This is a genomic window from Actinomadura sp. (genome assembly GCF_044508335.1).
GTDB lineage: Bacteria > Actinomycetota > Actinomycetes > Streptosporangiales > Streptosporangiaceae > Spirillospora.
This window is the reverse complement of the sequence record NZ_JBIQHY010000194.1, coordinates 1-6,927: the sequence shown is the minus strand read 5'-3', so window position 1 is coordinate 6,927 and position 6,927 is coordinate 1. Positions and strand designations below refer to the sequence as shown.

Sequence of the window (6,927 nt, the reverse complement as noted above, 5' to 3'; positions counted from 1 at the left end):
GGAACATCTTCATCTGCTCGGGCGAGGTGTTCTGCGCCTCGTCGAGGATGATGAACGAGTCGTTGAGGGTCCGCCCGCGCATGTACGCCAGGGGGGCGACCTCGATGGTGCCGGCGGCCATCAGGCGCGGGATCGAGTCGGGGTCGACCATGTCGTGCAGCGCGTCGTACAGCGGCCGCAGGTACGGGTCGATCTTCTCGTAGAGCGTGCCGGGCAGGAACCCGAGCCGCTCCCCCGCCTCGACCGCGGGACGCGTCAGGATGATGCGGTTGACCTGCTTGTCCTGCAGCGCGCGGACGGCCTTGGCCATCGCCAGGTACGTCTTGCCGGTGCCGGCGGGGCCGATCCCGAACACGATCGTGTGCTTGTCGATCGCGTCGACGTAGCGCCGCTGGTTCAGCGTCTTCGGGCGGATCGTGCGGCCCCGGCTGGACAGCACGTCCAGGGTCAGGACCTCCGCCGGGCGCGTGCCGTTCTCGCCGCGCAGCATCGCGAGGCTGCGCTCCACCGCGTCGGGGGTGAGCTGGGTGCCGCCCTTCAGCAGCTCCAGCATCTCGCTGAACAGCCGGGACGCCAGGTCCGTGTCGGCCTGCGGGCCGGTCACGGTGATCTCGTTGCCGCGGACGTGGATGTCGATGTCGCTGCCGAACGACTGCTCGATCGCGTGGAGCAGCTCATCCCGGGAGCCCAGCAGGCTCACCATCGAATGGTCGTCCGGCACCACGATCTTGATCTGTGCGCGCGAGCCGTCGCGGTCGTCGCGCTCCGTGCGAGTTGCCCTCGTATGAGTTGATTCGACCATCAGCCGGGCCTTGCGGCCTTCGGACCTGCCTTCTGTCTGCTCCGGGTGTCCAGATATGTCGTTTCCATCGTACCGACCGCCCCCGGCAGGGCGCCGAAAGGTTTTTTCGCGCCGCGCGATCACCCGGCCGCGTCCCCGGGCGGCGGGGCCCCGGCGGGCCCCGGCGGGGCGGTCAGCCGGGCGGCCAGTTGAGGCCGCGGCCGCCCAGCACGTGGGCGTGCACGTGGAAGACGGTCTGCCCGGCCTGGGCGCCGGTGTTGAACACGACCCGGTAGCCGGCCTCGGCGATGCCCTCGTCGACGGCGACCCGGTGCGCCTCGCGCAGCACCTCGGCGAGCAGCTCGGCGTCGGAGGCGGCGAGCTCCCCGACGTCCGGGTGGTGGTCGCGCGGGATGACCAGCACGTGGGTGGGCGCCTGCGGGTTGATGTCGCGGAAGGCCACCGTCCCCGCCGACTCGCGGACGATCTTCGCGGGCACGTCCCCGGAAACGATCTTGCAGAACAGGCAGTCGATCATCTGTCTCCCCTCGCCGCGGCCCGTGGCCGGCCCCGGAATCCTATCGGGAGCGGGCCCCGCGGCCCGCCGCGGACACGGTTCCGGGTGATCGACCTCCGGTTGCGGTCACCATGACGGCCGGTCACTGGTTAAGGTTGTCAACTCAAGGCGTACCCCCCGGTCCGCACGGCGTTGCCGCGTCCTGCCGGTTCGGGCGGGGCGCCCGATTCATGCCGCCCCGAGGGAGCCCGTCCGAATGGACGGCCGGGGTCGGCGAAGGCGGCGGACAGGTGACCGAGGCAGACCAGGACATGCCCTTTCGTAAACCGGGCCAGGAGGGCGCGCGTCGAACTGACGTGACCGAGACCCTCGTGGCCAGGGGCACGGCGGGGGCGGTGGCCGTCGCCTGGGACGCCGACCAGGCGGTGACCGCGCTCTACAGCGCCAACTACCGCTCGCTCGTACGCCTCGCCGCCATGCTCGTACGGGACGCCGGGACGGCCGAGGAGGTCGTCCAGGACGCGTTCGTCGCGATGCACGGCGGCTGGCGGCGCCTGCGCGACCCCGACAAGGCCCTGTCGTACCTGCGCCAGTCCGTGGTGAACCGGTCGCGATCGGTGCTCCGGCATCGCGCCGTCGTCGAGAAGTACGCCCCGAAGGGCCTGCCCGACGCGCCGAGCGCGGAGGCCGGGGCCATCGGGGAGCTGGAACGCTCGGCGGTCATCGACGCGCTGTCCCGGCTGCCCGCCCGCCAGCGGGAGGCGCTCGTCCTCCGCTACTACGCCGATCTCTCCGAAGCGGAGATCGCGAAGGCGATGGGCATCTCCCGCGGTGCCGTGAAGAGCCACACGGCGCGCGGCATGACCGCACTACGCAACGTCCTGGAGCAATTCTCATGACCACCGACCCCCACGACGAGCACGGCGAGATCCTCCGCCGCGCCCTGCACGCGGAGGCGGACTCGGTCAACCCCGCGGGCGACGGGCTGGAGCGCATCCGGGCCCGCATAGCCGACGGCCAGAGCCGCCGGTTCGGTCTCGGACGGTTCCTCGGCCCCGCCCGGTTCGGGTTGGACCGGTTCACCGTCGGCTGGGCGCGGCCCGTGCTCGCCGTGGCCGCCGCCGTCCTGATCGCCGCGCTCGGCGTGACGGCCCCGCAGACCATGAGCCTCATCCAGCAGACGGTCGGCAACAACGGGCCCGCGGACGGCGGGGGGAACGACACCGGCAGGGACCGCACCGACGCCCAGGGCAACCCGCAGTTCCCCGACCCGTCGTCGCCGGGGGCCAGCGCGTCCGGCTCCCCGTCGGCCTCGCCGACGACGAGCCCCAGCTCCTCGCCGGGCCTGTCGTCGTGCCGCATCCCGCAGCCGGGCGCCGCGTCCGCCTCGCCCGGCACGACCGCCACGCCGACCCCGGCGGCCACGCCGTGCCCGAGCGAGACGCCGACCACGCCGGCGACCACGCCGCCGCCGTCGACGCCGACCGCGCCGCCGACCTCCGGCAAGCCCACCGACACTCCGACGCAGACGCCGACGAGCGAACCGGCGGGCACGACGGAGCAGGGCGCCGCGGCCACGACGCCCTGACGGCCGGCACGTTCTGACCGCCGGCGCGCCCTGACGGCCCGCGTGCTCTGACGGCCCGCGTGCTCTGACGGCCCGCGGCAGGGGCTTCACCAGCGTCCGGTGGCGGCCAGCAGCACGCTGGCCGCCGCCACCCCGGCCGTCGACGTGCGCAGCACGGTCGGGCCGAGCCTGGCCGGGCGTCCGCCCGCCGAGGCGAACCGGTCCAGCTCCGCGTCCGTGATCCCGCCTTCGGGGCCGACCACGAGGACGATGTCGCCGTCCCGGGGCGGCTCGGCGGCGCTCAGCGGCGCCTCCGCCTCCTCGTGCAGCACGAGGGCCAGGGACGCCCCGGCGACCCGCGCGGCGACGTCCTCGGTGGACGCCAGATCCGGCACGTCGGGGAGCCTGCTGCGGCGCGCCTGCTTGGCGGCCTCCCGCGCGGTCGTGCGCCAGCGTCCGAGGGCTTTCTCGCGGCGTTCGGGACGCCACCGGGTGACGCAGCGGTCCGCCGCCCACGGCACGATCACGTCCACGCCGACCTCGGTCATGGCCTCGACGGCCAGTTCGCCCCGGTCGCCCTTCGGCAGCGCCTGGACGACCACGATGCGCGGCGCCGGGGGCGGCTGCCGGTGCCGCGCCCGCACGTCCAGCGTGAGGGACGCGCGGTCGGCGGCGGTGACGACGCACTCGGCCAGCAGCCCGGCGCCGTCGGTCAGGTCGACGCGCTCACCGGGCCGCAGCCGCCGCACGGCCGCCGCGTGCCTGCCCTCGGGGCCGTCCAGGACGACCGTGCCGCGCTCCAGCGCGTCCGTCCCGGTGAGGAACACCGGCGGGCTCATATGGGTCCTCCCCCGGGGTCACCCGCGCTCCGAGTCGCCGCGGAGGCCCTCCCGGTATGCCTCCGCCACGGCCCTTCAGTGCTGGTTGAAGACGTCCTTGATGCGGGAGAACACGCCGCTGCGCTGCCCGGGGGCGAACCTGCCGGGCGGGCGCTCCTCGCCGCGCAGGGCCGCGAGGCGGCGCAGCAGCTCCTCCTGCTCCTCGTCCAGCCGGGTCGGCGTCTCCACGTTCACGTGGATCATCAGGTCGCCGCGGCCGCTCTCGTTGAGGTGCCGGACGCCCCGGTTGTACAGCGTGATGACCTGCCCCGACTGCGTGCCGGGCTTGATGTCGACGCTCTCGGCCGCGTCCAGCGTCTCGATCGTCACGCTGGTGCCGAGCGCCGCCGCGGTCATCGGGATCTCGACCGTGCAGTGCAGGTCGTCGCCCTCCCGCTCGAAGATCGGGTGCGGCTTCTCCACGATCTCCAGGAACAGGTCGCCGGGCGGGCCGCCGCCCGGGCCGACCTCGCCCTCGCCGGCGAGCTGGATGTGGATGCCGTTCTCCACCCCGGCCGGGATCTTGACCTTGACGGTGCGCCGGGTGCGGACGCGGCCGTCGCCGGAGCACTCGGTGCACGGGTTGCGGATCACCGACCCGAACCCGCCGCACGCCGGGCACGGCCGCGCCGTCATGACCTGGCCGAGGAACGAGCGCTGCACCTGCTGCACCTCGCCGCGGCCGTGGCAGGTCTCGCACGTCTCCGGGTGGGTGCCGGGCGCGCAGCCCGACCCCTCGCAGGTGGCGCAGGTCACCGCGGTGTCGATGGACAGCTCGCGGGTCGTGCCGAACGCGGTCTCGGCGAGGTCGAGCTCGACCCGCAGCGTCGCGTTCCGGCCGCGCCGCGCCCGCGACCGCGGGCCGCGCGAGGTCGCCGTCCCGAAGAACGCGTCCATGATGTCGCTGAACGGGAACCCGGCGCCGCCGAACCCTCCGGCGCCCGCGCCGCCCCCGGAGGCGAACGGGTCCGCGCCGAGGTCGTACATCTCGCGCTTCTTGGGGTCGGAGAGCACCTCGTACGCCTGGGTGATCTCCTTGAACTTCTCCTGGGTCTCCGGATCCGGGTTGACGTCCGGGTGGAGCTCGCGCGCGAGCCGGCGGTAGGCCTTCTTCACCTCGTCGGCGCTGGCGTCGCGCCGGACGCCCAGTGTCGCGTAGTAGTCGTTCGCCACCTTACGACCCCGCCAGGATCTGTCCCACGTAGCGTGCCACTGCCCGTACCGCTCCCATCGTGCTGGGGTAATCCATGCGTGTAGGCCCGAGCACTCCAAGCCGGGCCAAGGTGAGGTCGCCCACCCCGTAGTCCGCGGCGACGACCGAGGTCGATCTGAGGCCCAGGTCGGGGTTCTCGGTGCCGATCCGCACCGTAACTGTAGAGGAGTCTCCGGTCTCGCCGAGCAGCCGCATGAGGACGACCTGCTCCTCAAGCGCCACCAGCACCTCCCGCAGGCTCTGCGAGAAGTCCACGGCGGCGAGGTTGGCGGCGCCGGCGAAGACGATCTTCTCCTCGTGCTTCTCGACGAGCGTCTCCAGCAGGACGGACAGCACCGCGGCCGCCGCCGGCCGGTCGTCCGGCCCCACCTTCTCGGGGAGGTCGGCCACCGCCGCCGGCACGTCGCCGAGGCCGAGCCCGTCCAGGCATGTATTGAGCAACGCCCGCAGGTGCCCGATCGATTCCTCGGAGACCGGGCCCGGCGTCTCGATGACGCGCTGCTCCACCCGCCCGGTGTTGGTGATCAGGACGAGCAGCAGCCGCCCCTCGGCGACCTGGACCAGCTCGACGTGCCGCACCGACGAGCGCGTCAGCGACGGGTACTGCACGACGGCGACCTGCCGGGTGAGCTGCGCGAGCAGCCGCACCGTGCGGCTGACGACGTCGTCGAGGTCGTAGGCGCCGGACAGGAACGTCTCGATCGCGCGCCGCTCGGCGACCGACAGCGGCTTGATCGTGGACAGCCGGTCGACGAACAGCCGGTAGCCCTTGTCGGTGGGCACGCGCCCGGCGCTGGTGTGCGGCTGGGTGATGTAGCCCTGCTCCTCGAGCACCGCCATGTCGTTGCGGATGGTCGCCGGCGACACTCCCAGGTTGTGCCGCTCCGCCAGGGCCTTCGACCCCACCGGCTCGTTAGTGGAGACGAAGTCCTCGACGATGGCGCGCAGGACTGCGAGTTTACGGTCGTCCAGCACGGCGTCACCTCCCTCGTCCGGCCGGCCTCCCCGCCGCTGGCACTCCTTACTCCTGAGTGCCAAGTGTACGGCCCCGAAAGCCTGATCGGAGTGCTCGCGCACTCCCGTACGGCTGCGTGATCCTATCCGCATCGGGCGCGGACGCCACGCCGGGGGACGAGGGGCGACGCCGCACGGCGCCCGAGCCGGGTTAATGTGCGGACCCGTGCGCAGCAAGGACTACGGAAACGACGTGCTCGCCGGCGACTGGCGCAGACCGCGCAAGGGCCGGATCCCCGAGGTCCCCGCCGAACCGGGGCTGGTCGCGGAGGATCCGGACAGCGGGTTCTGCGGCGCCGTCGTCGGCTGCGACAAGTTCGGCGTCACCCTGGAGGACCGGTTCGGCAAGCGCCGCGTCTTCCCGCTCACCAAGTCCGGCTTCCTGATCGACGGCGAGCCGGTCACGCTCGTGCGGCCGTCCGCCGCGCCCAAGGGCCCGGCCCGTTCGGCGTCCGGCTCAGTCGCCGTCCAGGGGCTGCGCGCCCAGGTGGCCAAGGAGAGCCGCATCTATGTGGAGGGCGTCCACGACGCCGAGCTGGTCGAGAAGATCTGGGGCCACGACCTGCGCGTCGAAGGCGTCGTCGTGGAGTACCTCGAAGGCGTCGACGACCTGCCCGCCATCGTCGAGGAGTTCGGCCCGGACGAGGACCGCCGCCTCGGCGTCCTCGTCGACCACCTGGTGGAGGGGTCCAAGGAGTCCCGGATCGCCGCGCAGGTCTCGTCACCGCACGTCCTCGTCACCGGGCACCCGTTCATCGACATCTGGGAGGCCGTCAAGCCCGCGACCGTGGGCATCCGCGCCTGGCCCCGCATCCCCCGCGGCATCCCGTGGAAGGAGGGCGTCATCGCCGAACTCGGCTGGGGCGACGACACCGGCGCGGCCTGGAAGCGGATCCTGAACTCGGTCAACACCTACACCGACCTGGAACCGGCCCTGCTAGGCCGCGTAGAAGAACT

At 72.9% G+C, this 6,927-nt stretch carries 8 protein-coding genes; 3 read left to right on the top strand and 5 right to left on the bottom strand.

Features of this window, described 5'->3' with window-relative positions; all coding sequences use genetic code 11:
* Nucleotides 1-802 (bottom strand): PhoH family protein (locus ACIWVC_RS33715; RefSeq protein WP_396455092.1); only part of this gene is annotated, 802 nt, incomplete at its 3' end.
* Nucleotides 803-974: 172 nt separating this feature from the next.
* Nucleotides 975-1,319 (bottom strand): histidine triad nucleotide-binding protein, encoded by a 345-nt coding sequence (locus ACIWVC_RS33710; protein ID WP_396445195.1) that lies wholly within the window; start codon nt 1,317-1,319, stop codon nt 975-977.
* 290 nt (nt 1,320-1,609) lie between these two features.
* Between ACIWVC_RS33710 and ACIWVC_RS33705 the strand changes: the two genes are divergently transcribed.
* Together ACIWVC_RS33705 and ACIWVC_RS33700 are read left to right on the top strand one after the other, a co-directional pair.
* Complete coding sequence (locus tag ACIWVC_RS33705) at nt 1,610-2,197, top strand: SigE family RNA polymerase sigma factor (RefSeq protein WP_396445312.1); 588 nt, start codon at nt 1,610-1,612, stop codon at nt 2,195-2,197.
* On the top strand, nt 2,194-2,886 hold the full coding sequence (locus tag ACIWVC_RS33700; protein ID WP_396445196.1) for a hypothetical protein: 693 nt from the start codon (nt 2,194-2,196) through the stop codon (nt 2,884-2,886). Before ACIWVC_RS33705 ends, ACIWVC_RS33700 begins: the two co-directional genes overlap by 4 nt.
* A gap of 86 nt (nt 2,887-2,972) precedes the next feature.
* Here the strand turns inward: ACIWVC_RS33700 and ACIWVC_RS33695 are convergent, their stop codons facing one another.
* From ACIWVC_RS33695 to hrcA, 3 genes are all read right to left on the bottom strand, one after another.
* Nucleotides 2,973-3,704: a 16S rRNA (uracil(1498)-N(3))-methyltransferase gene (locus ACIWVC_RS33695; RefSeq protein ID WP_396445197.1), complete on the bottom strand. Its 732-nt coding sequence runs from the start codon at nt 3,702-3,704 to the stop codon at nt 2,973-2,975.
* Between the two features lie 75 nt (nt 3,705-3,779).
* On the bottom strand, nt 3,780-4,916 hold the full coding sequence (dnaJ, locus tag ACIWVC_RS33690; RefSeq protein ID WP_396445198.1) for a molecular chaperone DnaJ: 1,137 nt from the start codon (nt 4,914-4,916) through the stop codon (nt 3,780-3,782).
* 1 nt (nt 4,917) lies between these two features.
* Nucleotides 4,918-5,931, bottom strand: coding sequence for a heat-inducible transcriptional repressor HrcA (gene hrcA / locus ACIWVC_RS33685; RefSeq protein ID WP_396445199.1), 1,014 nt, complete (start codon nt 5,929-5,931; stop codon nt 4,918-4,920).
* Between the two features lie 205 nt (nt 5,932-6,136).
* Here hrcA and ACIWVC_RS33680 point away from each other — a divergent pair.
* On the top strand, nt 6,137-6,927 hold a 791-nt coding region (locus ACIWVC_RS33680), incomplete at its 3' end, for a DUF3097 domain-containing protein (RefSeq protein WP_396455091.1).